This window comes from Desulfoluna sp. HI9BLuna (assembly GCF_056829775.1).
On record NZ_CP186555.1, the window covers coordinates 3923262 to 3944560 of the forward strand.

Genomic DNA, 21299 nt, shown 5'->3' on the forward strand with positions numbered 1-21299 from the left:
AAACCGTCTGTTATTTGTCAAAATAGCGTTTCAAAAGCCCGGCAAAGGCCTGGCCGTGTCTTGCTTCATCCTTGCACATTTCGTGAACGGTGTCGTGGATGGCATCCAGGTTGAGCTGTTTGGCCCGGGTGGCAAGGTCTTTTTTGCCCTGGCAGGCTCCGTGCTCGGCATCCACGCGAACCTGAAGGTTGGTGCGGGTGTCCGCTGCCACCACCTCGCCCAGGAGCTCTGCGAATTTGGCCGCGTGCTCCGCCTCTTCAAAGGCGATGCGTTTGTAGGCTTCGGCCACTTCCGGGTAGCCCTCCCGATCGGCCTGACGGCTCATGGCGAGGTACATGCCCACTTCGGTGCACTCTCCGGTGAAGTTGGCGCGGAGCCCTTCGATGATTTCGGGGTCCACCCCTTTGGCCACGCCGATGACGTGTTCGTCGGCCCAGGCCAGGGTGCCGCCGGCGCCCTGCTCCTTGAATTTCTCCTTGGGGGCCTTGCACTGGGGACAGTGGTCCGGGGGCACATCCCCTTCGTGGATGTAACCGCAGACGGTGCATCCCCACTTGGCGGTCGCCTTCTCTTCGGCAACTTCCTTGAATTTGTCGGAAGGAACGCCGCACTGGGGGCAGGCTTCAGGGGGAGTGTTTCCTTCGTGGACATAACCGCATACCGTACAGACAAACGTTTTCATTTCTGCTTTTGCTCCTTTGTTTCCGTTCAGTTTTCGCTCCACGTCGCTTCGCTCAGATGGGCTCAAGGGGTGAGCCCCGGCAAGGAGTGTTTGTATTTCGTTAAAATGGTCGATGTTTCCCACCATCTGGCATCCCGTCAGGCATCCCTGCTGGAAAACAATTTTTTTATACGTGCATTCATCGCTTCGGATGATGGAGTCTTCGGTGCCTTCGGCGTCCACGCTTCCCACCGATGCAAGGTAGATTCCCGTGACCTTGAGCATGGTGGCGAAGGCAGGCTCGCGGTAGCTGGCCGCCTGGCCGCTCATGTTAAGGCCTGCGATGCGTCCCTGGGCAAGGCCCGTGGACCAGATGCCGTGGACGGTGCCGTTGAAAAGGGCGCAGTCTCCGGCAGCGTAGACCCCGTCAAGGGGGGTCTCCATGGCCTCGTTAACTGGAATCCCCTGCTGTGAGGGGAGCCCCGATGCCTCGGCAATGTCTGAGACCGGCCGGATGCCGGCGGAGATCAAGACCATGTCCGCCGTGACCAGGGTGCCCGAGGAGGTGATGACCCCCGTGACCTGCTGCTGGCCGGTGATCTCCCTGGCCGCCGTGCCCGTGTGAAACTGAAATCCCTGTGCCACCATTTTTTCCATGAGCAGTTCGGCGCCCTTTGCGTCGAGCTGCCTCGGGAGGATCCGGTGGGCATACTCCAGAACCGTCACCTTCTTCCCCCGTTTGATCAGGGCGTGCCCTGCTTCAAGGCCCAGGAGCCCGCCGCCGATGATCACCACATTGTTGACCTCCGGGGCGCGGGCAAGGATTCGCCGTGCATCCTCAATGCTGCGCAGGGTAACGACTCCTTTTTTCCGAACTCCCTCGATGTCCGGGATGTGGGGGCGCCCTCCGGTGGCGATGAGAACCTTGTCCCAGCCGATGGTCGTGCCCTCTTCCGTTAGGGCCGTGCGGCTGTCGGGGTCGAGGTGCGTGATGCGTGTGCCCGTGGTCAGGTCGATCCTGTGGGCGGCGTACCACTCCGGGTCTACCCCGGGGAGCTCTGTCTCGGGGAGGTCCCCCGAGATGTAGTCGCAGAGGCGAATACGGTTGTAAAAAGGAGCCTCTTCGTCGGTCACCATGGTGATGCTGCCGGTGGGATCGTTGTCCCGAATCGTTTCCGCTGCGGTCATTCCGGCAATGCCGCTTCCGATGATCAGGTATCGTTGCATGATGTGTCCGTTGTCTCAGTTGGGCGCGTTACGCACCGGGGGCCCCTGGATGGTGAAGCGGGGCGGCTCATGGGGATTTCAATAAAGCATCTTGCGTGCCAATATTTTGGATAAAATCAAAAGCTGTCGATTTTACATCGTTTCTGGGCCTATGCATGCTTTTCCGGCCTGTTGCCGGGATGGATCCTTCTGTATCAGGGCCTCCCGAATGGATCGAATTGTCTCATTTCCCGTGTGAGACACCCGTGGTTGCGGGCTTAAAGGGTCGGCAGGAGTTTGCGGACCCGGGTTTCCACCTGGCGAATGAGGGCCAGGGCCTCGTCGTCGTTTTCCGGGGGTGCCGAAGGCAGGTCCCAGGTAATATCGGCAGTTACCGCCGGGTTGTCGTTAAGGGAGCCGTCCATGTCCACCGTGAGGGTGGGGGAAAAGGTCTCCAGGGTCTCCTGGAGGGCGAAAACAGGGATGTACCGGATGTCCGTTTTCCTTCGTTCCATCCAGGCATCGCATCGGGCCTTGAGCTGGGGCGCGGGCTCGGTGCCTGCGTGGCTCACCCAGGTGGTGGACGGAGAGAGGGACATGGCAACGGCCCAGGCAATGCGGCTTTTAACTGCACCGTCCTTGCACACAAAAAGAAGGTGGTGCTTTGGGGGGAACAGGGGGCCTGCGGCGAGGTCGGCGGCTGCGTGGACCCTTTTTTCGGTATCGGAGCGCTCGGCAAGGGCACCCTTGCCTTCGGCCCCGCGAAAGGTGAGGGCCCCTGCGTAGGTGGCGTCGATGGCATCGAAAAAGTAGCGGGAGTTGAGGACAAAGGCGGTGAAGAGATCGTCCCCGTGGGTGGCGGCCGAAGAGAGGATATAGCCCCGGCGTCTTTTCTTGCCGGGGTCGCTCAGCTTGAGCCGGTACTTGCGCGACCAGAACATCTGGCCCCGGTCCATGGCGGATTTCAACTGGCCGGACGGCCCGTAAAAGTAAACCGGTGAGGCCATGACGATCACCTCGGCCCGGCGGATCAGGGGGGCGATTTTCAGGGCGTAGTCATCTTCAAAGATACACCAGCCGCTTTTTTCACACGATCCGCAGCCGATGCAGAACGCGAATTTCATTTGAGGAATGGGAAGGGTCTCAGTCTGAAAGCCACGATGTTTCAGACGGTTGAGGAAGAGACCCAGGGTGTGGTTGTTGTTGCCCCCTTTTCTAGGGCTTCCCTGCAGACCCACTGCTAACATCTGGCGATTCCTTCTTTTGGTGATGAAAGAGAAGCCCGGATCCCGGCGAGGGCGGACATGCCCTTGGCGTAAGGGGCGGGATACGACGGGCGCTGGCGTTTATTTGCCGTGGAATCAGTGCGATAAAGCGTTTGTGTTATTATAGCAGTCGGTGAGGCATTTTCAAGGCGGTTCTGTAAAAATGGCCGACCCGTCCCGGTACGGCGGGCTCACCGGATTTCCCTGGATTCCGTGCACAACGCCAGCTGCCCCCCGGTGAGCCGGTAGACCCGATCAGCCAGGCGGGCGACCTGGGCATCGGAGTGGGACACCAGCAGGATGGTGCAGTCTCCTTTGAGGGCCAGGAGCTGGGCCTCGATGTGGTCCCGGCTTTGTGAGTCCAGGGCGGAGGTGGGTTCATCCAGAAGAAGGATCTCCGGCTCGGTGACCAGGGCACGGGCCAGGGCAAGGCGTTGCTGCTGCCCTCCGGAGAGGTGTGTCGCCGGGGTGTGCAGACGCTCCTTGACCTCTTCCCAGAGCCCTGCCCGGGTCAGGGCCCGTTCCACTCGCCTGCGGACCTCTTCTTTGTTTTTGATTCCTGCAAAGGAGAGGGGCAGGGCCGCATTCTTGAAGATGGTAAAGGGAAGGGGCGTCGGAGCCTGGAAGACCATAGCCGCTTTGCGCCTCAGGGCGGGCAGGTCGAGGCCGGGGCCCAGCAGGTCCACCTCCCCGTCGGTAAAGCTGGCCCTGGCCGAGCCCTTGGCCCGGGCCCCCTCTTCGGCGGACCAGAGGCGGTTGATGACGGAAAGCAGGGTAGATTTTCCTTCCCCGGAGGGGCCGGTGACGGCCGTAAGAGAGCCCTCGGGGACCTCCATGGAGACGTTATCCAGGATGGTATGGGGACCATAGTAAAAGGAGAGGTCGCGGATGGTTAGTTTCATGGGGCGTCTGCGGCTTTCTTATGTGTTGGAGGGTTCGGTGCCAAGGCGCTTGGCGATCCATGCGGAGAGGCCGAAAAGCCCGGCACAGAGCAGCAGGAGGATCAGGGCGGCGCCGTAGCCCCTGGCAAGCTCCTCAGGGCCTGAATACTCCGAGGCGATGGTAAAGACGGTAAAGGAGAGGGCTTCGAATCGCCCGAAGAGGGCGTAGGGCACCCCGGCCGAGGCCACCACTCCGGTGAGCATGATGGCGGCGGTGTCTTCGGCACATCGCCCCAGGGCCAGGATGGCCCCCCGGAAAATACCCGGAGCGGCCATGGGCAGGTAGACCCTGTAGATGGCCTGGACTTGGGTGGCCCCCATGGCCTCGACGGCCCGTCGTGTGTCCGGGCCGATGGCTGCCAGGGCCAGCTGGGTGTTTCGCACGATGCCCGGAAGGACCAGCACCGCAAGGCTGAGGGCGGCCACGCACAGCCCCGGTCCGAGGCGGCCGTTGCTGATTTTGTGGAGAAGGACGGCAAAGGAGAACCCGAAGAGCCCCACCACGATGGACGGAACCCCGGTCAGGGTGTCGATGCACAGGGAAAGGGCTGCTTTGGCCTTAGGGGTGCCGAAGTGGCAGAGCCAGATGCCGGTGAGGACCCCTGCCGGAAGGGCCAGGGCCACGGCCAGGAGCACCAGGCAGAGGGTGCCGCAGATGGCCGGGAAGAGCCCGTCAAAGACCCGGGTGGCAAGGGTGAGGGCCTCCCAGGGGGGCACGTCTCCGAAGATGAGGGACACCTTCAGGGCAGGCAACCCCTTGAGGACGATGTACCCCAGAAAGCAGCCTGCTCCGCCCACAAGGGCCAGGGTGGCCACGAGGGCGAATCCGTATAAAAGGGCTCGTTTGAGACGGCTCATGCTTCCGGCCCCCGGGAGAGCCGCCTCACCAGAAGGGTGAGGACAAAGACCAACAGGTAGAGCAACAGGCCGCAGGCAAAGACCGAGCGGAATTCCGGGCTGTCGAAGTCCGCGGCCATGACCAGGGCGATATGGCTGGTGAGGGTACGGGCCGGTCCCAGGGGGTCGGTGGGTGCCAGCACGGCGTTGCCCGCCAGCATCAGGGCGATGAGGGTGTCCCCGGCGGCCCGGCCCAGGCCCAGAAGCAGGGCCCCTGCCATGGCCCGGGAGGCCTGGGGCAGAAGAAGGGTCCACACGGTCTCTTCCGGGGTGGCGCCCATGGCCGTAAAGCTGCGCAGCCACGCCCGGGGCACGGCGTCAAAGGCGGTGATGAGGATGAGGATCATGGTGGGGCTGATGAGCAGGGCCAGCACGAGGACGGCGGCCACCACCGAGAAGCCGGAGCCTCGCTCCCCCAGCTGCCGGATGAGGGGCACCAGGAGAAAGACGGCGGAAAAACCGTAGACCACCGTGGGGATGCCGGTCATGAAACCGGCCAGGGCCTTGAGGACCTTGCGAAAGCGAACAGGGGCCAGGTGGGTGGCAAAACAGGCAAAGCCAAGGCTCATGGGAAAGGCCAGGAGCGTTGCGGGAAGGGCAACGGCCAGGGTGCCTCCCACCATGGGAAGGATGCCGAAGCGGCCCTGGTCCGGCTGCCAGATCGGGGCCAGCAGGGTGGACAGGGCCTCGGTTTTCAGAAGGGGCAGCGCCAGCCAGCCCATGAACCCGAAGATGGCAAGGGTCAGGCCCATGGTGATGAAGGCAGCCCCGGAGGCCGCCTTTTCACCAATGAGCTCGTGGGCTCTCCGGCGCGGCGTCATTACCCCTTCACCGGAATAAAGCCTTTGGCGGCAATGATCTCCTGTCCTCGGGGGGAGTAGAGGGCATCGATGAACGCCTTGGCAAGGCCGGTGGCCTCCCCTTTGGTGTTGCTGTAAAGACCCCGGGCAATGGGGTAGGCGCCGGATTTCACGTTGGCCAGGGTGGGGGCGGTGCCGTCAATGGCAAGGCCTGCCACTGAGGCGTCCAGGTGGCCCACGGAGAGGTAGCCGATGCCGTAGGGGTCTCCTGAAAGGGCGCTTTTCATGGCGCCGTTGGACTTGACGAAGTTGGCTCTGGGGTGGATCTCACCCTTGCCCAGGGCCTTTTTCCAGAAGACCGACCGGGTGCCGCTGGAGGCGTCTCGGGTGTAGAGGTTGATGGCACGGTCCGGGCCGCCCAGCTCCTTCCAGTTGGCAAGGGTACCGGCGTATATGGCCCGAAGCTGATCGCTGGTGAGGGTGCGGACCGGGTTGTCCGGGTGAACGGCCACGGCCACGCCGTCCACGGCCCACCGGTGGAGGACCAGGCCGTATTTTTTGATCTCGTTGGGTTTGGGGGACCTGCCCGAGTTGCCGATGGTTACGATGCCTTCGCCCACCTGCTTGATGCCGAGGCCGGAGCCGCCGCCTGCAATGGAGATCCGCACGGCCGGAGCGGCCTTCATGATCTCGGTGGACAGGGTTTTCATGACGGGGATGTGGGCTGTGCCGCCGGAGATGGCAAGTTCTCCTTTCAAGGGGGCAAAAGCATTCCAGTTGTCTGCCTGGACGTCGGTTGTCAGCGGAGAAAGGGTCCAGGCCAGAAGGGCCGCAAGGATAAAGATGCCACGTTTCACGGGTCGCCTCCTTTGGCGTTTCAGTGATGGTTTTTCCGTATGCGTCATAGTACTATAAAAGGTGAGAGATTCAGCTACCACAAGCGCCCCTCTTCCTCAAATCGATTGATTCAATACAACCTCCCCTTCGTATAGACAAGATCCATGACCATCCCGGTACCTGTGGACCCGGCCTCGCCGCTGACCACAAGGTGCCTGCCGCAACCGACATCAGGGGGTAACCCGATGACGCAAGAGAGAGTCGAATCCCGACCCTTCCATGAGCTGGACAGCCTCTGGCATGCCATCCAGGGGCGCTGGACCATGAATTTTTCACCGGTGGCCACAGGGCTGGCCTTCAGCGACTGGCTCCTTCACCTGGCCAACTCACCCGGGACCCAGGCCACGTTGTGGCTCCGGTTCTGGGAGCTGGCCGCCGAGGCCTTAGATGAAAGATCACGTCCCCCGGCCGATGCCACGGAGCTTTCGGATCGGGACCGATCGCGCTGCCGGTGCGACGATCCTGCCTGGGAGTCGGAGCCCTACCTCTCCATGCGTGTGATTTACGAGAAGGGCTGCCGGTGGTGGGAGTCCTATGCCACGGATGTGCCGGGCATGAAGCCGAGGCACAAGGCGTTTATCTCCTTTCTCGGCCGGGAGATGCTGGCCTTTTTTTCTCCCTGCAATCACCTGTGGACCAACCCGGAGCTCATGCGCCTCACCGCGGAAGAGGGGGGAGCCAACCTTGCCCGTGGGGGGCTTTTCTGGGCGGAGGACATGCTGCGCCTCTGGGGCTGGCCCGTGCCCCGGGACGAACCCGCGCTTTCCGTGGGAAAGGACCTGGCCGTCACCCCCGGAGAGGTCATCTACCGCAACCGCCTCATGGAGCTCATCCAGTACCGCCCCGCCACCGGGGAGGTGGTGGACAACCCCGTGCTCATCATCCCGGCCTGGATCATGAAGTACTACATCCTCGATCTCTCCCCGGAAAACTCCATGGTGAAATACCTGGTGGACCAGGGACATACCGTGTTCATGGTCTCCTGGAAGAACCCGGGGTACGAGGATCGGGAGACCGACCTGGAGGACTATATCGAGCTGGGGGTTATGGAGGCCGTGGACAAGATAGAGGAGGTGATCCCAGGCAAAAAGGCCCATGCCGTGGGTTACTGCCTGGGTGGCACCGTCCTTGCCATGGCTGCCTCGGCCATGGCAAGGGACGGGGATGATCGCTTGAAGAGCCTTACCCTTCTTGCCGCCCAGACCGACTTCAGCGAGGCCGGGGAGCTGATGCTCTTCATCGGCCATGCCCAGTTGAGTTTTTTAGAGGACATCATTCACTTTCAGGGCTACCTGGATACCGGGCAGATGGCCGCCGCCTTTCAGATGCTCAGGGCTTACGACCTCATCTGGGGTACCTGGGTGACCCGCTACCTCATGGGCAGGCGCGAGCCCTTAAACGATTTGATGACCTGGAACGCCGACGCCACACGCATGCCGAGCCGCATGCACTGCCGTTACCTTCGAGACCTGTTCCTGAACAACGACTTTTCCGAGGGGCGCTTTCAAGTCAAAGGACGCCCGGTGGTGATAAGCGATATCCACGAACCGGTTTTTCTTGTGGCCACGGAGCAGGATCACGTGGCCCCCTGGACCTCGGTCTATAAATTCCACCTCTCCTCGGACGCCCGCTCCGTCACCTTTGTCCTCACCCGGGGCGGCCACAACGCAGGCATCGTCAGCGAACCCGGACACCCCGGCCGCAGATACCGCATCGCCACCATCAGGGAAGGACAGCGCTACATGCCCCCGGGCCACTGGTACCACGACACCCCGGTGAAGGAAGGCTCCTGGTGGATCGACTGGCAGCGGTGGCTCCTGGCAGGGTCCGGGAAAAAGGGGACTCCCCCGCCCATGGGCCGGTTTACAGGCACAGGAGAAGGCTGCCCCGCCCCGGGACGATACGTGTTCGGACGGTAGTCATGGGCGTGCATACCTTCTATGATCAATGACTTTTCAAAAAGCATGCCTCCGGCGGCAAGGGGCTGAGCCCCTTGACCCCAGGGTTGCGAATGCTCCCGGCCTTCGTTCCTCAGGCCGATCACATTCGCTGACGGGCTACGCCCGTAACAGGGGCTGTGGATCACAACGATCTCCACGCATTCACCACAAAGCCTCAAGAAGAATCAGTGATGTCCGGTTAGGTCTTTGCACGTGGCTTTTTACGCTTTTTTGATCGTTTTTTATTGACCACTATATCTTTCATAAGGTCAATTTCAACGGACGATCTCCTCAGTTGAAACGTAGGGTGCGCTTGCGCACCATCGAAGCACAGTATCGCCCACCGAAGCCGAGGTGACAGAGGCCGCGTATTGCTTGGATATGACGATGGGTGGCGGTCTTTCAGACAAATGGTGCGCAAGCACACCCTACGGTCCTCGGTTCCCGAAACGTAAGACATGACAAGCGGCCTTCAAGAACGATGATGGGCTGAATAGTTACGATTCATTTAATGCAAAAAGCTAACCGGACACTACTGAAGAAGAATGAAACAGGTCTCTCCTGCAGAGGCGGTTGAGGTATGTCACCCGTCACGCGAATGCCCCGATAATGTTCATGTAACGGCTGCCCCCATGCATTCGCCATAGGGTTTCAAGGTGCCCCCACCTTGCCGCCGGAGGCCTTTTTTTCCCTTTCTCCCTTTTTGGTCTTTAGGCTTTTATCGGACTCACCCTTTCTCCAAGCCGTAGGCTTTGATTTTAAGGTGAAGGGTTTTGCGGTTGATGCCCAGGCGCCTTGCAGTTTCGCTTTTGTTGCCTCCGGTTTCCCGGAGGGTGGCGACGATGGCCTCCTTTTCAAGTTCGGCCAGGGGGCGTCCTGCCATGGAAGGGGGGATATCGTGGTGGGGGGCGGGGTGGTTCCCTGCGGTGAGGGTCATGGGGAGTTCCCGTTCGGAGATAAATTCGCCGCACATGAGGATCACGGCCCGTTCCATGGTGTTTTCCAGCTCGCGGACGTTGCCGGGCCAGGGGTGGCGAATAAGGCGGTCCATGGCCTCGGGGGTGATGCCTTTGACTATTTTCCGGTTTTTTTCAGCGTAGGTGTCGGCAAAGTGCTGGACGAGCAGGGGGATGTCCCCGTGGCGTTTTCGCAGAGGGGGGATGGCAAGGGAGACCACGTTGAGCCGGTAGAAGAGGTCTTCCCGGAAGCGCCCTTCCTTGACCTCCTCGGCCAGGTCCCGGTGGGTGGCGGCGATGATGCGCACGTCCACGGAGATAACGGCCTCTCCCCCCACCCTCTGGAACTCCCGCTCCTGAATCACCCTGAGGAGCTTGGCCTGCATGGCAGCTGAGGTCTCCCCGATCTCGTCCAGGAAGAGGGTGCCGCCGTCGGCCTGCATGAAAAGACCCTCGCGCCGCCGGTCCGCCCCGGTAAAAGCGCCCCGCTCGTGGCCGAAGAGTTCGGACTCCAGGAGGGTGTCGGTGAGGGCGGCGCAGTTCACCACCACCATGGGGTTGTGGTTCCGGGAGCTCTTCCTGTGGATGAGCCGGGCCACCATCTCTTTGCCGGTGCCGCTCTCCCCGGTGATGAGGACCGTGGCCTCGGAGGGGGCGATCATCATCAGCATCTCCCCGAGCTCCTTCATGGCCGGGCTGGATCCGATGATCTCATCCAAGGACGAGTCCCCCATGGTGGCTTTGAGCTTCCGGTTTTCCTCTTTCAACCCCGCGTGTTCCACGGCCCGGTCCAGGGTCAGCTTCAACAGGTCAAAATCCAAAGGTTTCATCAGGTAGTCGTAGGCCCCGGACTTGAGGGCGCTCACTGCGGTCTCCACCGAGGAGTAGGCGGTCATGATCAAAATGGGGATGGCCGGGTTGTAAGCCTTGATCTCCTTCATGGCGGAGATGCCGTCCATTTCGGCCATGCGTACGTCCATGAGCACGGCGTCCCAGGAGGCCTCTTTGATGCGGGCCACAGCCTGGAGGCCGTCCTCGGCCATGCCGGTTTCGTGGCCCCAGCTGGTAAGCAGGGTGTTCAGTGTGATTCGGTGGCCCCGGTCGTCGTCGACGATGAGGACCCTTATTTTTCGGCTCATTTACTCTCCTTGGGGAAGCTCGATGTCAAAGCGCGCACCCTGCCCCGGGTGGCTGGTCACCTCAATGGTGCCGCCGTGGGCTTCGATGATGTTGTGCACGATGGCAAGGCCCAGGCCAGTTCCGTCGGCCTTGGTGGTGAAATAGGGGTCAAAGAGGCTCGCAAGGGTTGCCTCGTCCATGCCGCAGCCCGTGTCGGCAACCGAGAGGCGGACCGCTTCGGGCGTCTCTTCCAGGGTGACACCAAGCTCTCCGCCCTGGCCCTTCATGGCCTGAAGGGCGTTGAGGAACAGGTTCAGCAGGGACTGGGTGAGGCGGTCTGCGTCCAGAAGGGCCATAACCGGGGTTTCGGGGGCCTTCACCGTGAGACTCACACCCAGGGTGTCGGCCTCGGCCTCCACGAGGCGGACGGCGCGCTGGATAATCTCCCCCACGTCGTGGCGTGCCGTCACCAGGCGGGTGGGCCCGGCGATGGTGAGGAGTTCGGTGACGGCCCGGTTGAGGCGGTCCACCTCGTCGATCATGACCCCTGCGGTCTCCCTGGCGTCATGGGATTCGTCAAAGAGCCCCTTGAAATAGGTGGCGATGCCCTTGATGGAGCTCAAGGGGTTGCGTATTTCGTGGGCCACGCCTGCGGCCATGTCTCCGATGGCGGCCAGCTTCTCCTTGTGGCGCAGCTCTTTTTCCAGGCGCTTGACCTCCCGCAAATCCCTTAAAATAACCACGCGTCCCACGTTGCCGCCGTCCTCGTGGACGATGTCCGAGGCGCTGATGCTCACCGGGATGACCCGGTGGGCGGCAAACCGGCAGAGGTGCTCTTCCTCGTGGAGGGGGGGGCCTGTGTCAAGGGCGGTGTTGACGGTCTCCATGAGGCCGGGCAGCACAACGGCGGCGGGCTTGCCTCTCACCTCGTCGTCCGTGAGGCCGGATAGTTTTTCGGCGGCCTGGTTCATAAAGGCCACGGCGCCGCTCCGGTCCACCACCATGAGTCCCACGGGAAGGGAGGTGACCACCTCCCGGGCCATGGCGCTGGTGTCCCTTAAGCTCTCCCGGGTCAGGCGGTAGTTCTGGAACCAGAACAGGGAGGCAATGCCCCCGACACCCAGAAGGAGCAGGAGCCCCGAGATCACCAGGGTGCTTCGCAGGTCCCTGTTTCGGACCACCTCATAGGGGGTTCGGTCCTGGGCCAGGACAATGAGGGGCTTGTCCCTCTCTTCAGGGAAGAGGCGATGGTCTTTTCTGGCTTTCCACGTTTCCATGTGGTCCCGGCCGTGCATTCCGTCCATGTGGTCCCCCATGTGTCCGGGCCGTTTGTCGATTTTCAGGGGTCGGAATTCCCGCCAGACAAGGAAGGTGAGGTTTCCATCGGCCTCTTCCCGCTGGAGGATGCGGAGGCCTTTGGCCTCTTTGGCCTCTTTGGTCCCTTCCGGGAGCGTGAGGTTTCGACCCAGAAAGTCCCGGTCGCTGTGGGCCAGGATACGGCCGGACGGGGTGGTGATGGCAAGAAAGAGGACGCCGGGCTGATGCCCGGTCTCTTCCAGGAGGTGCTGGAGCTGGCCGCGTCCCCACCGCATCCGCATCATCCCGGCCCGGGTGCCCGCTTCGATGGTCCGAATGAGGGCGTCCCCCTTTGCCAGGAGAAGGGCCTGGGCGTTGTCCACCTCACGGCGATGGTTGCGCACGGCCAGAAGGAGCACCACCAGGATGAGGATTATGACGGCCCCTGCCGCTACCCAGATTCCGGATCGGTTTGTGTTGGATGATCGTTCCAGTGTCAGTTTCATTGCCGCATACACACCTTTGTTGCAGTGATGGTGAAAAGCGCCTTTCGGCGGATCGGTTTATGGGGGCTGTTTGCCGCATACACGACTCGGATCCCCCCGATGGGGATTCTTATGCAAGATTAACGCCACCATTATGTGCAGGTGACAGCTGAGGGGCGGGGACCACCCCTGACCGGTGATGCCGGATCTCAGGGGTGCGGTCAACACCCCGGAAATAAAATACATCAGTTTCGTGGCTCGGGCCGGGATGGCCCGGAGGGATGAAGGGCTTTTTTTGGGGGCGTCTCCCCGTGCCCGGCGCCATGTGGGGTATTTTTGGACACACCCCACCCCGGTCCATGCCCGGTGGGGCATTATACCACACCCTGAGGATGGCTTGCCATGGCCATACGAAAAGAATGTTGTGCAAATAGATTGTGTTTTCAGTGACTTGAAAAATAAAAAGCGAACTTGGCACGGCTCTTGGAATATCTTCTTGTCAAACGCCGGCATCTCCAACCGGCATCAGGTTTCAAACCAAACAACACAATCATTTATTTTGGAATAAAACAGTAAAGGAGTCAGACCATGAAAAAAATCGCACTTATCCTTATCGCCGTAGCCATCACCGGATTTACAGCCACGCAGGTCTTTGCAGGACGGGCACATCACGGATACAGGGACGGAGGATGCATCCAGCAGAACCTGACCGACGAGCAGATCCAGGCGCGGCAGGCCTTTATGAAGGACACCGCCGAGCTTCGCCAGAACCTTGCGGCAAAGAAAGGCGAGTACCGCGCCCTCATGGCCGGTGAGAACCCCGACCCCAAGACGGCCGGCAAGCTCTCCGGAGAGATCGTTGCCCTGAAAGACCAGCTCCGTGAAAAAGCCGTGGCCGCAGGGGTTCATTACAAAGGAATGGGTATGGGGCCCGGCATGAATCACGGCATGGGTGACGGACCCCACCAGGGGCGTCATCACAACAACTGGTAGCCTCAAACCAAAGGGTCATGACACAACCCCCGGATTGGTACCGAGCGGATCGGTCCGGGGAGTGTCGGCCCTTTTTTTTATGATATGTTTCGTATGATCCGCAAGGAGGTCACGATGTGGCAGTGCAATACCTTATTCGGTTTCTCCGGTATGGGAATTCCCCATGCCTGGGGATGGATTATTCACCTTCTTTTCTGGGCGGCCCTCATCGGGTTTGTCCTCTGGGCGTTTAAGCGCGTCACCTGCCAGGGGGCCAGTCCGTCCTCTGCCGTGGGAGGCGAGGCCGCATCCATTCTGGACAGCCGGTTTGCCCGGGGGGAACTGACGGCCGAGGAGTACCGGCAGGCCCGGCAGACCCTCCACAAGAGATGAGCCTGTCCCACATGCTTTCACCCCGAGGGGGGGAAAGCACTCGCAACAGGGGTTCCAGGTGTCCCACCTGGCCGCCGGAGGCAGCCCGGTTAAAGATGCCTCCGGCGGTCCTGCCGGGGCTAAACGGTTAAAAAGTTGAATAAACAGCTTTTTAAAACAGACTCCGTTTAATCTGAATCAATAGCGAATGTGATTTTCCCTGAGGAACGAAGGGAAAAGTGCATTCGCAACTTGCTTTCGAGGTGGCACACCTCGCCGCCGGAGGCATCGTTTTTGCTTTTTGCTGAGATTTCTTGATCCTGTGGTTCATTCGACTTTAACCATAAAAGGCTTGTTTTTACCCGCTTGAACCATGGCCCTGCAGTATCCGAACAACGGTGCATTTTGACTGCACCCGGGTTTCCACCTGTGATATACATGGGGGACACCCAAACCCAATCAGGATGCAGAGAGGCCAGATGACCAATACCCGACCCATGAGTCTTCAGGAAATAACAGAGCAGATGGTGGCCATTGCCTTGGAGTTCGGCGCTTCGGAGGCTGAGGTGGTGGACGCTTCGGCACTGACGGTGAACCCGGAGCTTGTACGGTACTGCCGTGAGCCCCAGTGCCCCAGCTACGGCACCTCCGGGCACTGTCCGCCCAACGGGCCCTCGGCACGGGAGTTCCAGCTTTCCCTTGCCTGGTATGAAAAGGCGGTGGTGTTCAAGTACGATCTGCCGGTCTCGGTGTTGATGACCGATGAGCGGTTGCCCGTCTCCCGGAAGATCCACGAGACCGCAGCGATTCTGGAGCGGTTTGCCGGACGGGCGGGGTGTGTGGTGACCATGGGTGTGGCCACGGGCGGGTGCAAAACGCTTTTTTGCAGTGGGTTTGATGAGTGCCTGAGGCTCAAAGGGGGGCTCTGCCGTCACGAGGGGCTTTCCAAGCCTTCCATGTCGGGGCTCGGCCTGGATTTTACCGCCCTGTGCGAGCTGGCGGGCTGGCCGGTGAACAAGGTGACCTCGGAGAGCTGTGCCTCCGACGGGCAGATGGGGGCCCTGGCCGGTCTGGTTCTCGTGGGGCAGACCCCCTGATGCGTCTTATCCGGCCGCCCTCTGGGTGAGGGTGGCTTTGTGGTTGCTGCAGGTGAGGGTGCAGCTTCCCCCCATGCGGCAGAGGCGGCAGGGGGAGCCGGCCTTTGCGTCCGTGAATCCCGGGCCGATGGCGATGACCACCGACAGGGTGTTCATGGGGGAGAGGATGGCGTCGTCTCCCTGGGTGATACCGATGGCGCCCATGGGAAAGAGGGCGCACAGCTCACGCTGGCTGTGGAGCTCCCATCCTTCGATGGAGCCAGGGCTCAAAGGGGGGCTGACACCGACCCCTTCCTGTTTCGCGCGGTTTTCGGCCAGCCGGGTGAGGACCGAGGCGGTGCGGGTGAGGGCGGCCAGGGAACCCATGTTTACGAAGTGGGCCTCCATCTCCCGGTCCTTTGTCGTAAGGCGGTGAAGCAGGGTGTCCACCTTGGGGCCCAGGGTGTACAGGGCGGCCAGGAAACGGGTGGCCCGGTGAAAGTACGGGGAAAATCCGCCGGTGGTGAGACGGGCCGAGGTGCCGGAGACCGGTTCCGTGATCATGATCTCCTCGTCCAGGACCTTTTCTAAATCAAACCATTGGAACAGGGCCTCGGGGCGGATGATGCGGTTCATCTCCCCCACGATTTTTTCGGCGACGGCCGGGGCGTCCGGTTGGTCGGACCATGCCGAAGCGGCCAGGGCAAGGACCTCTTCCGGCGTGATGCGTGCATCGATGGTAAGGATGCGTCCCGTGTTTCCCATGATGTTACAAGACTCCACAACCTGATGACCCGTTAGGGACATCGGGTTTTTTTATGCACAAAAAAAGCCCGCGCGAACGGTCCATCCATAAGGACGTTCAAGCGGGCTACATTGCCGATTATGGGGGCTTACGCCATTGTAAGCACCCGTGGTCATTTTTTTAAAAAAAAATAGCACACTCAACGCGCCGAGGGCAAGGCCGAAACGTGGAAAGGCCAGGGCCAACGCATGTAAAAATCCAGTTGCCTCCGGCGGGTCGCTTTTTGAAAAAAGCTCCGCAAAAACGTTCCGGTAATGAAAAAAGAAGAGGGGCTATGCCCTGTAGGGACGCATCCTCAAAAAGCAAAACCTGTTTGTCAAACCCAAGGCATCTAAATTGGCAAACGTTTGGCCCCCGGCAGAGCCGCCGGAGGCAAAAGTCCAAATGCGTTAACCCTTGTGGAAGGGCCGCATGCCGTGACATGGGCCCTTCGGGTCGCGCGCGGGATCCGGCACCGGCAGGGTCGGGGGAATACCCCTGCCGGGCAGGGGCGGATCAGGCGACGATGTCGCCGGCGCGCACGGCTTTCAGGTAGTTCATGCAGAAGTTGTCTTCCCCTTTGAGCATGTCGGCGGTTTTCAGCACGGCCATGATCTCCTTGTCCAGGGGATCCATGATGGCCGAATCAAAGCCTTTGGCCATCATCATGGCCAGGAAGATGCGATTGACCACTTTACGCTGGGGCAGGCCGTAGGAGATGTTGGAGAGTCCGCCGGTGGTGTGGACCCCTTCGAGCTCGGTCATGATTTTTTCCACGGCGTCCATGGCCATGGTCCCGTTTCCTGGGGCCACGCTCATGGGCTGGATGAGGGGATCGATGAAGATGTCGTCCCGTGCAAAGCCGATGCCTTCGAGTTCGGCCACCAGGGCTTTGGCCCGGTGGAAGATGTCATCCACGGTTTTGGGCATGCCCGAGTCGTCCATGCACAGGGCGATGATGCGGCACTCTTTTCCTTTCAGGTACTGCATCATGGGGTCGAACCGGTCCTTTTCCAGGCTGATGGAGTTGATAAGGGGCGTCTGCTCCACCAGGCCGTAGGCCATCTCCAGGATGGCCGGGTCCGGGCTGTCCAGGCACAGGGGGAGCTTGGTGGCCCCCTGGATGACGGAGAGGAGCCACTTCATGTCCTCTTCTTCATGGCCGATGCGGGCCCCGGCGTTGACGTCGATGTAGGTGGCCCCGCAGGCCTCCTGCCGTTTGACGTCCTCTGTGATGTAGTCGGCGTCCCGCTCGGTGACGGCCGCCTTGACCTTTTTCAGGGTGGTGTTGATGCGCTCTCCGATGACGGTAAACATGGTCTCTCCTTACATTGATGAATTCCCGTGAAAAATGAACACCCGCATCGGCAGGTTTACCTGAGCATGGCCTTGGCCAGCTTGCAGGCGGACCCGGCATCGGAGGCGTAGGCGTGGGCGCCGATCTCATCGGCAAAGGCCTGGTTCACCGGTGCCCCGCCCACCATGATCTTCAGGCCCTCGTTTTTGCCGGCCTCGGCGATTTTGTTCACGGTGTCCCGCATGGCCGGCATGGTGGTGGTCAAAAGGGCGGAGAGCCCCACGATATGGGGCTTGAGTTCGTCGATGGCCGCGATAAAGGCGTCGGCCTCCACGTCCACGCCCAGGTCGGTCACTTCAAAGCCTGCGCTCTCCATCATCATCACCACCAGGTTTTTCCCGATGTCGTGGAGGTCCCCCTTCACCGTGCCGATGAGCACACGCCCCGCCGAGGTGGCATCCTCTTCGGAGAGAAGGGGTTTTAAGATCTCCACGGCCTCGCCCATGGCCTGTGCGGACATGAGGACTTCGGGGATGAACATCTCCCCGGTCTCCATGCGTTCGCCCACGATGTCCATGCCTGCGATGAGGCCGGAAGAGAGGATGTCGTTGGGGGCAGTGCCCTGGTCCAGGGCCTGGTTGACCTGGGCAATGAGGGCGTCGCCGTCTCCGGCGATGAGGGTTTGGGTCAGGGCTGTCATGTCACACATCACATTAAGGTCTCCGTTGATTGGGTGATTAATCCAGGGCTGCCACGGCAGCGATTTCAACATCCAGGCCGTCGAAAATTCCGGCAGAGGCCACGGTGATCCGGGCCGGAGGATGGTCCGGGAAGTAGGAGGCATAGACGTCGTTGAAGGCATCGAAGTGGTCCATGGAGGAGAGAAAGACGGTGCAGGAGAGGAGGTTTGCCATGGAACTCCCGGCCGCCTCCAGGACGGCTTTGATGTTCTCCATGCAGCGAAGGGTCTGCCGGGCCACGCTTTCCCGTTCAAAGAGGCCTGTCTCGGGGTTCATGGCGAGCTGGCCGGAGAGGTAGAGGGTGTTGCCGTGGCGAACGGCCTGGGCATACGGGCCCACGGCTTCGGGGGCGCGGGGTGTTGTGATGATCTCTTTCACGGTGTGGTCTCCATGATAAACCGGGCGGCAGGGCCGCCCGGAAAGGTTCGGTTAGCGGGGTACTTCATGTTTTTTGAGCAGCTTGACCATGGCAAAGCAGATGGCGATCATCACAAAGATAATCAGCAGGGAGGCGGCGATGGAGGAGAGCTGCAACCCGGAGATCCCTTCCCCGAAGAGCACCAGGGTGACGCTGATGACACCGATGGAGATGGCCCACAGGGCACGGATGGGTTTGGGTGGCACTTCCGGACCCTGGCTTTTCCGCGTGGAGATCTGTGCGCAGACATAGGCAAAGGAGTCCACGGTGGTGGCCAGGAAGAAGAGGACGAGAAAGAGGAACATGACGCCCATGAGGTTGCCGAAGGGCAGGTTGTTCAGGACCGCAAAGATGATGTCGCCGGAGCCTGATTTCATCTGGCCCACCAGGTCGACTCCTTGCCTGATCTGCTGGTGCAGGGCGGTGGAGCCGAAGGTGGCGAACCACATCCAGGTGGCAAAAGGGGCCACGGCCATGTGAACAAGGACCACCTCTTTGATGGTGCGGCCCCTGGAGATGGAGGCGATGAACATGCCGGTGGCCGGGGCACAGGCGATCCACCAGGCCCAGTAGAAGATGGTCCATCCCTGGGGAAACCCGCCTGCGGCGATGGGGTCGGTGTGGAAGCTGAACTTGAAGAAGTTATTGATGTAAAGGCCCAGGGAGTTGAAGCCCAGGTCGCAGATGAAAAGCGTGGGACCGAGGACCAGCACCATGGCCATCAGGGCAATGGCCAGGGGGATGTTGATGTTGCTGAGGATTTTGATCCCCTTGTCGATGCCCGAGATGGAGCTTGCCGTGTAGAGGACGAGCCAGATACCGGCGATGAGCAGGTAGAGCCCGGCGTTGACCGTCAGCCCGAAGAAGTGGTTGAGGCCCGAGGCAAGCTGCATGATGCCGAAACCGGCCGAGGTTGCGATGCCGAAGATGGTCCCCAGCACGAGGAAGGCATCCAGGGTCTTGCCAAAGCGGCCGTCGGCAAGGGTGCCGATGAGGGGGCGCAGCATGGTGGAAAACCGGGGCGCTTCCTCCCGTCGAAACATCAGGTAGCCGATGGGAGCCGAAATGGCGAGGTATATGGCCCAGGGCGTCCAGCCCCAGTGGAAATAGGTGTAGGCCAGGGCGATCTCTCCGGCCTGCTGGCTCAAGGGGGCGATGCCGAAGGGGGGCGAGGAGTAGAAGCTCAGGGGCTCGGCCGCCACCCAGTAGACCACACCGATGCCGTAGCCGCAGGCAAAGATCATGCTGAACCAGGAGAAGAAGGAGAACCGGGGTTTTTCATTGTCTTTGCCCAGCTTGACGTGACCGAAGGGACCAAAGGCCAGCCAGAGGGCGAAGGCGCAGAAAAAGATGCCGGTGATCAGGTAGAGCCAGCCGAACTGGTGGGTAGCAAAGTTGAAAAAGGCCTTCATGGCTTTGCTCATGGCTTCCGGTGCCATGAGGGTCCAGGCCATGAAACCCACGATGGCGGCCATGGACATGCCCACAACGAACCGGTCCATGCGAAGGAACCAGGCCGCGGGAGGCTCGGCTGGGGTTGGGGTGGGCGGGGTGGTGGTGCTTTCATGTTGACTCATGCTGCTCATCTCACTCCTCCTTACTCTCAGTTGCCGCCGTGTGGGCCGTGACTGTTTGAGGCCAGGGGCACAGGCGGTGGCAGGCATTCCCGGCAGGTCCTGGGGCTGCATGGGCTGCGGACCGGCCGGGAAACAGACGCATACATCATCAAAAAGGGTCAATGGTTTCCGGTCAGGTCAGGTGGTTCAAAACGGTCAGGTCCACTCCTTTTTCCTTCAGGTAATTTTCAAGGTCCCCCTGTGTTTCGGGGGGCAGGGCCGGTTCTTTGTAGGTCCCCACCAGGGACTCCATGGTCTGGTGGACTTTCCCAATGGATGCCTCAAAGGCCGTGGTGCCTTCGGGCAGCGGGCCGCTCAGGGCGATGTCGGAAATCCAGGACGCCTTGCGGCAGTTCTTCATGGTGTGGGGCGAGGTGAGGTATTGCCCCCCCGGACCTGCCGCCCGCACGGCGTCTACGGCCAGGGCGTCGTCATCCACCGGCGTGTCGGCAAAGAACCGCTCGACCCGGCGGATGATGTCCACATCGGCGATGAATTTTTCAAAGGACATGGCCGCCCACCCGTCAAGGATACCGGCGCTGTGGATGACCAGGCTGACCTTCTCCTGCAACGAGACGAACATGGACATCATGGCTTCGGCCCCGCTTTGGGCTGTGGGGCCGTTGGCATCGGTGTTGGTGCCGCCGCAGCGGCAAGGGATGCCGTACATGCGGGACAAACCCGCGCAGTAGGTGACGGCCAGGGCGTGATCCGGTGAGCCGATGTTGACCCCTGCGGTGCGCATGTCCACCGGGGTGGTGTTGATGGCCATGACCACCGGGGTGCCGGGCTGGATGATCTGGGCGATGGCCACACCGGCCAGGGTCTCTGCGTTGCCCTGGGCCAGGCTCCCTGCAAGGGTCACCGGGGCGGTGGTGCCGCACATGACCCCGGCCCCGATGATAACGGGCTGGCGGTGGGTGGCATAAGCCCACAGGGTCTCCAGGGTGTGGGTGTCCATCTGAAGGGGGCTCAGGGTGTTGATCAGGGCAATGAGGCGCGGTTTTTCCCGCAGGGCGTCCGGGCCCCCGAAGAGGATGGCGGCCATCTCCATGACGGCCTCCACCTCCTGGGCGGAGCCGGGCTGGGACATGATGCACTTGTCGGAAAAGCGCATGGCCGCGTAGGTCATGAGGAGCTGGAACTGGGCCGAGGCGATGTCCGAGGGCTGGGCAAGAATCCCCCCGTTGATGCGAAACTCAGGGGTCTGGTGCACCAGCTTGATGAACCGGAGGTAGTCTGCGAAGGTGGCGTTGCGCCTTGACCCGTCGGCTTCAATGATGGCTGGGCTGCCGTACCCGCCGATGTAGGCTGTGGTGCCGGCCCCGACGGTGACGTCATGTTCCGGGTTTCGGGCATGGAGGGTGAAGTGGGACGGGGCCTGGCGAACCCGTTCCATGATCTGTTCCTCGGTGAAGAAGGCGGTGTCTCCCTCCACGCGGATTCCGTTTTTCTCCAAGGTCTCCAGGGTCTGCCGGTGGTGGAGGCGAACGCCCACGTCCCAGAGAATGGTCATGGATGCCTCGTGGATTTTTTGAAGCTTTTGGTTCACGGTGTCCTT

At 61.2% G+C, this 21299-nt stretch carries 18 protein-coding genes; 4 read left to right on the forward strand and 14 right to left on the reverse strand.

Features of this window, described 5'->3' with window-relative positions:
- Positions 1 to 10: 10 nt before the first annotated feature.
- The 6 genes from ACOYW0_RS15870 to ACOYW0_RS15895 form a co-directional block, all read right to left on the reverse strand.
- Complete coding sequence (locus tag ACOYW0_RS15870) at positions 11 to 1888, reverse strand: FAD-dependent oxidoreductase (RefSeq protein ID WP_482414804.1); 1878 nt, start codon at positions 1886 to 1888, stop codon at positions 11 to 13.
- 257 nt (positions 1889 to 2145) lie between these two features.
- Positions 2146 to 3114 (reverse strand): flavodoxin family protein, encoded by a 969-nt coding sequence (locus ACOYW0_RS15875; RefSeq protein ID WP_482414805.1) that lies wholly within the window; start codon positions 3112 to 3114, stop codon positions 2146 to 2148.
- A 209-nt stretch (positions 3115 to 3323) separates the two neighbouring features.
- Positions 3324 to 4034: a phosphate ABC transporter ATP-binding protein gene (locus ACOYW0_RS15880; RefSeq protein WP_482414806.1), complete on the reverse strand. Its 711-nt coding sequence runs from the start codon at positions 4032 to 4034 to the stop codon at positions 3324 to 3326.
- 18 nt (positions 4035 to 4052) lie between these two features.
- Complete coding sequence (locus tag ACOYW0_RS15885) at positions 4053 to 4931, reverse strand: PstA family ABC transporter permease (protein WP_482414807.1); 879 nt, start codon at positions 4929 to 4931, stop codon at positions 4053 to 4055.
- Positions 4928 to 5791: a PstC family ABC transporter permease gene (locus ACOYW0_RS15890; RefSeq protein ID WP_482414808.1), complete on the reverse strand. Its 864-nt coding sequence runs from the start codon at positions 5789 to 5791 to the stop codon at positions 4928 to 4930. Before ACOYW0_RS15890 ends, ACOYW0_RS15885 begins: the two co-directional genes overlap by 4 nt.
- Positions 5791 to 6627: a phosphate ABC transporter substrate-binding protein gene (locus ACOYW0_RS15895; protein WP_482414809.1), complete on the reverse strand. Its 837-nt coding sequence runs from the start codon at positions 6625 to 6627 to the stop codon at positions 5791 to 5793. Before ACOYW0_RS15895 ends, ACOYW0_RS15890 begins: the two co-directional genes overlap by 1 nt.
- A 225-nt stretch (positions 6628 to 6852) precedes the next feature.
- Here ACOYW0_RS15895 and ACOYW0_RS15900 point away from each other — a divergent pair, with 225 nt between their 5' ends.
- Positions 6853 to 8586, forward strand: a complete 1734-nt coding sequence (locus tag ACOYW0_RS15900) for a PHA/PHB synthase family protein (RefSeq protein ID WP_482414810.1) — start codon at positions 6853 to 6855, stop codon at positions 8584 to 8586.
- Positions 8587 to 9334: 748 nt separating this feature from the next.
- Here the strand turns inward: ACOYW0_RS15900 and ACOYW0_RS15905 are convergent.
- Together ACOYW0_RS15905 and ACOYW0_RS15910 are read right to left on the reverse strand one after the other, a co-directional pair.
- Positions 9335 to 10702, reverse strand: a complete 1368-nt coding sequence (locus ACOYW0_RS15905) for a sigma 54-interacting transcriptional regulator (protein ID WP_482414811.1) — start codon at positions 10700 to 10702, stop codon at positions 9335 to 9337.
- A complete protein-coding gene (locus tag ACOYW0_RS15910; protein ID WP_482414812.1) occupies positions 10703 to 12484 on the reverse strand; it encodes an ATP-binding protein in 1782 nt (593 codons plus the stop codon). It abuts the gene before it with no gap.
- 567 nt (positions 12485 to 13051) lie between these two features.
- On the opposite strand from ACOYW0_RS15910, the gene ACOYW0_RS15915 reads away from it, so the two are divergent.
- From ACOYW0_RS15915 to ACOYW0_RS15925, 3 genes are all read left to right on the forward strand, one after another.
- Positions 13052 to 13456 (forward strand): periplasmic heavy metal sensor, encoded by a 405-nt coding sequence (locus tag ACOYW0_RS15915; protein WP_482414813.1) that lies wholly within the window; start codon positions 13052 to 13054, stop codon positions 13454 to 13456.
- Positions 13457 to 13570: 114 nt separating this feature from the next.
- Positions 13571 to 13828 (forward strand): SHOCT domain-containing protein, encoded by a 258-nt coding sequence (locus ACOYW0_RS15920; RefSeq protein WP_482414814.1) that lies wholly within the window; start codon positions 13571 to 13573, stop codon positions 13826 to 13828.
- A gap of 458 nt (positions 13829 to 14286) precedes the next feature.
- Positions 14287 to 14904 carry a DUF2284 domain-containing protein gene (locus tag ACOYW0_RS15925; RefSeq protein WP_482414815.1) on the forward strand — a complete coding sequence of 206 codons (618 nt, stop codon included), beginning with the start codon at positions 14287 to 14289 and terminating at the stop codon, positions 14902 to 14904.
- Between the two features lie 6 nt (positions 14905 to 14910).
- Here the strand turns inward: ACOYW0_RS15925 and ACOYW0_RS15930 are convergent, their stop codons facing one another.
- The 6 genes from ACOYW0_RS15930 to ACOYW0_RS15955 all read right to left on the reverse strand — a co-directional run bounded on the left by ACOYW0_RS15930 (position 14911) and on the right by ACOYW0_RS15955 (position 21290).
- A complete protein-coding gene (locus ACOYW0_RS15930) occupies positions 14911 to 15648 on the reverse strand; it encodes a hypothetical protein (RefSeq protein WP_482414816.1) in 738 nt (245 codons plus the stop codon).
- Positions 15649 to 16183: 535 nt separating this feature from the next.
- On the reverse strand, positions 16184 to 16984 hold the full coding sequence (locus ACOYW0_RS15935; RefSeq protein WP_482414817.1) for a dihydropteroate synthase: 801 nt from the start codon (positions 16982 to 16984) through the stop codon (positions 16184 to 16186).
- 56 nt (positions 16985 to 17040) lie between these two features.
- Positions 17041 to 17673 carry a cobalamin B12-binding domain-containing protein gene (locus tag ACOYW0_RS15940; protein WP_482414818.1) on the reverse strand — a complete coding sequence of 211 codons (633 nt, stop codon included), beginning with the start codon at positions 17671 to 17673 and terminating at the stop codon, positions 17041 to 17043.
- 28 nt (positions 17674 to 17701) lie between these two features.
- Positions 17702 to 18082, reverse strand: a complete 381-nt coding sequence (locus ACOYW0_RS15945) for a RidA family protein (protein ID WP_482414819.1) — start codon at positions 18080 to 18082, stop codon at positions 17702 to 17704.
- Between the two features lie 51 nt (positions 18083 to 18133).
- Complete coding sequence (locus tag ACOYW0_RS15950) at positions 18134 to 19708, reverse strand: BCCT family transporter (protein ID WP_482414820.1); 1575 nt, start codon at positions 19706 to 19708, stop codon at positions 18134 to 18136.
- Positions 19709 to 19871: 163 nt separating this feature from the next.
- The gene (locus tag ACOYW0_RS15955; RefSeq protein ID WP_482414821.1) at positions 19872 to 21290 is read right to left on the reverse strand and encodes a trimethylamine methyltransferase family protein; all 1419 of its coding nucleotides are present in this window, start codon (positions 21288 to 21290) and stop codon (positions 19872 to 19874) included.
- Between the last annotated feature and the right edge of the window lie 9 nt (positions 21291 to 21299).

Coding starts and splice junctions, on each gene's coding strand:
- ACOYW0_RS15910 (WP_482414812.1), bottom strand. CDS start 12,484: ATGAAACTGACACTGGAACGATCATCCAACACAAACCGATCCGGAATC.
- ACOYW0_RS15875 (WP_482414805.1), bottom strand. CDS start 3,114: ATGTTAGCAGTGGGTCTGCAGGGAAGCCCTAGAAAAGGGGGCAACAAC.
- ACOYW0_RS15950 (WP_482414820.1), bottom strand. CDS start 19,708: ATGAGCAGCATGAGTCAACATGAAAGCACCACCACCCCGCCCACCCCA.
- ACOYW0_RS15935 (WP_482414817.1), bottom strand. CDS start 16,984: ATGTTTACCGTCATCGGAGAGCGCATCAACACCACCCTGAAAAAGGTC.
- ACOYW0_RS15915 (WP_482414813.1), top strand. CDS start 13,052: ATGAAAAAAATCGCACTTATCCTTATCGCCGTAGCCATCACCGGATTT.
- ACOYW0_RS15900 (WP_482414810.1), top strand. CDS start 6,853: ATGACGCAAGAGAGAGTCGAATCCCGACCCTTCCATGAGCTGGACAGC.
- ACOYW0_RS15885 (WP_482414807.1), bottom strand. CDS start 4,931: ATGAGCCGTCTCAAACGAGCCCTTTTATACGGATTCGCCCTCGTGGCC.
- ACOYW0_RS15905 (WP_482414811.1), bottom strand. CDS start 10,702: ATGAGCCGAAAAATAAGGGTCCTCATCGTCGACGACGACCGGGGCCAC.
- ACOYW0_RS15880 (WP_482414806.1), bottom strand. CDS start 4,034: ATGAAACTAACCATCCGCGACCTCTCCTTTTACTATGGTCCCCATACC.
- ACOYW0_RS15890 (WP_482414808.1), bottom strand. CDS start 5,791: ATGACGCCGCGCCGGAGAGCCCACGAGCTCATTGGTGAAAAGGCGGCC.
- ACOYW0_RS15925 (WP_482414815.1), top strand. CDS start 14,287: ATGACCAATACCCGACCCATGAGTCTTCAGGAAATAACAGAGCAGATG.
- ACOYW0_RS15920 (WP_482414814.1), top strand. CDS start 13,571: ATGTGGCAGTGCAATACCTTATTCGGTTTCTCCGGTATGGGAATTCCC.
- ACOYW0_RS15930 (WP_482414816.1), bottom strand. CDS start 15,648: ATGGGAAACACGGGACGCATCCTTACCATCGATGCACGCATCACGCCG.
- ACOYW0_RS15870 (WP_482414804.1), bottom strand. CDS start 1,888: ATGCAACGATACCTGATCATCGGAAGCGGCATTGCCGGAATGACCGCA.
- ACOYW0_RS15940 (WP_482414818.1), bottom strand. CDS start 17,673: ATGTGTGACATGACAGCCCTGACCCAAACCCTCATCGCCGGAGACGGC.